1 protein-coding gene is annotated in these 2779 nt (G+C 75.2%); it reads left to right on the top strand.

All coding sequences use genetic code 11. The features are described from left to right. Nucleotides 1-110 precede the first annotated feature (110 nt). The coding region (locus tag ABZY11_RS43750) for a beta-ketoacyl synthase N-terminal-like domain-containing protein (RefSeq protein ID WP_356484511.1) at nt 111-2779 on the top strand (2669 nt) is incomplete at its 3' end.

The raw sequence follows: 2779 nt of genomic DNA, 5'->3' as shown, positions 1-2779 counted from the left end.
TTCATCGCGCTCCAGCGGCACTTCACCCAGGGCATCGCCACCGCGGGCATGAAGTAGCCCCCGGCAGCCCTCCGAAACGTACGAGGCCACGGCCCGCGCCGCGCGCCGCCGTGGCCGCGACGGCCGCCGAGGCCCCGGCCGGCGTCGCCCGCGGCGCCCTGCTCCGGGACACCGTCCTGGCCCTGCTGGGTACGGCCAGCGGCTACGCACCCGCCGACCTCGACCCGGCGGGCTCCTTCCACGACCACGGCCTGGACTCCCTCGGCCTGATCCGGCTCGCCGACGAGGTCTCCAACGCCTTCGGCGTGCCCGTCGGCCCCGACCAACTGCTCGCCACGCCCACGCCCCTCGCACTCGCCTCGTGGCTGGAGAGCGAGCACCCGGACACCGCCCTGACCCTCCCGGCCGGCCCCACGGCGGACCGGACGGCCGAGGACGATCCCGTCGTGATCGTCGGCATGGCCGGCATCCTGCCCGGCGCACGCGACCTGGACGAGTTCTGGGCGGCCCTCCAGAAGGGCGGCGATCTCTTCTCCGAGGTGCCCGCCGACCGCTGGGACAGCCAGGCCCACTACGGGGACCCGGCCCTGTACCCCGACCGGACCCGGATCACCCGGGCCGGCTTCATGCCGGGCATCGACCGCTTCGACCCGCTGTTCTTCGGCATCTCGCCACGCGAGGCCCGCTGGATGGATCCCCGTCAGCGGCTGCTGCTGAGCACCGTCTGGTCGGCGCTGGAGCACGCGGGCATCGACCCGACCCGGCTCGCCGGCACCGACACCGGACTGTTCGTCGGCGTCGGAGCGTCCGAGTACGCCGAGCTCGTACAGCGCTCGCACACGGCCACCGACGCCTACTCCTCGACCGGCCTGACCCCCTCCATGCTGGCCAACCGCATCTCCTACCACCTCGACCTCCGCGGTCCCAGCGAACCCGTCGACACGGCCTGCTCCAGCTCCCTGGTGGCCCTGCACCGCGCCGCGGAGGCCCTGCGGCTCGGACACTGCGACACGGTCGTCGCGGGCGGTGTCAGCCTCATGCTGTCCCCGGTCACCTTCGCCTCCCTCGAACGGGCGGGCATGCTCAGCCCCGACGGGGTGGGCCGGGCCTTCGACCGGGACGCCGCCGGGTACGTACGCGGCGAGGGCGTCGGGGCCGTCGTGCTCAAGCGGCTCAGCCGGGCCCGCGCCGACGGCAACCCGGTACTCGCCGTCCTGCGCGGCACCGCCGTCAACCACGGCGGACGCTCCAACTCGCTGACCGCGCCGAACCCGCGCGGCCAGGCCGAGGTGATCGTGCGCGCCCACCGCGAGGCGGGCGTCGACCCGGCGACCATCGGGTACATCGAGACCCACGGCACCGGCACGGTCATCGGCGACCCCGCCGAGACCAACGGCCTGCGCCAGGCCTTCACCGAGCTCTACCGCGACTGGGGCCACCCGGCCCCGGCCGCCCCGCACTGCGCCCTGGGAGCCCTGAAGAACTCCATCGGCCACCTCGAACCGGCGGCGGGCATCGCCGCCGTACTGCGCGTACTGCTGTCGATGCGCCACGGGCGGATCACCGGCGACCCCCACGGTCCGGAACTCAATGCCCACCTGGCGCTGGAGGGCACGGCCTGCGAGATCGCGGTCGAGGCCCGGGACTGGAGGCCCGTCGCGCCGGGTGTCCCGCGCCGCGCCGGGGTCAGCTCCTTCGGCTACGGCGGGGTCAACGCCCACGTCGTGCTGGAGGAGTACCCGGCCGACGAGCCTCCGGCCGGGCACTCCTCGCCGGCCGTGTTCGTCCTCTCGGCCCGCGATCCGGAGCGGCTGAAAGCCATGGCGCTGTCCCTCCTCGGCACCCGGGAAACCTGGGAGCACGACCTCGCCGGAACCGCCCACACCCTTCAGGCCGGCCGGGCGGAACACGCCGAACGCCTGGCGTTCGTCGCGGACTCGGGGGAACAGGCGGTGGACACCCTCCGCCGCTTCCTCGACGGGGACCTCTCCGGCGTCCACCGGGGACGCGTCGAACGGCACGCCGACCGGACGCCGTTCGACGGGCACGGCGACGAGGAGACCGCCGCCGCGTGGGTGCGCGGCGCGGCGGTCGACTGGTCCGCCCGGTGGGATTGGAAGCCGCGGCTGCGATCGCTGCCGTCGTACCCCTTCGCCGCGGACCGCTACTGGTTCACCGACGGAGCGCCCGCCGCCGAGCAGGCGACGGTCCCGGCGACCGCGACCGCGACCGCGACTGCGACCGCTGCCGTCCCGGCGCCCGTCAGCCTGTTCACGGCCTCCTGGGTGGCCGAGCCCGTGCCGCCCGCCGCACCGCACCCGGGCCGGGTGCTGGTCTTCGGAGACCTGCCGGTCCCCGGCGCCGTCACCGTACGAGCCGGATCCGCGTACGCCGACGAGGGCTCCACCGTCACCATCCGCCCGGGTGAGGCCGAGGACTACGTACGGCTGTTGGCCACCGGCGCGGACCGGATCGTGCACCAGTGGCCGCTGCTCCGGCCCGAACGCCCGGACCTGGGCATCGATTCGGTCTTCCTCCTCGTCCGGGCCATGACGGCCTCCCGTGCCGCCGCGCGGATCCAGGTGCTGGTGCCCGAGGGCGCCGTGGCGGAGGCCCTGGGCGGGTTCGACACCTCGCTGCGCGCAGCACTGCCCGGCACCGCCTTCGGCGTCGTGCGCGTCGTCGGCCGGGCCGAACCGGCCGCCCTGCTCGCCGAGGTGGCCGCCGAGCGGCTCTCCTCGGCCGCGGTCCGCCTCTCGCCGGCCGGCCGCACCGTGCG

Origin of the sequence: Streptomyces sp. NPDC006510, from assembly GCF_040611955.1 — a bacterium.
Lineage (GTDB): Bacteria > Actinomycetota > Actinomycetes > Streptomycetales > Streptomycetaceae > Streptomyces.
The sequence above is the reverse complement of the archived record's forward strand: the minus strand, read 5'-3'. Positions and strand labels throughout refer to the sequence as shown.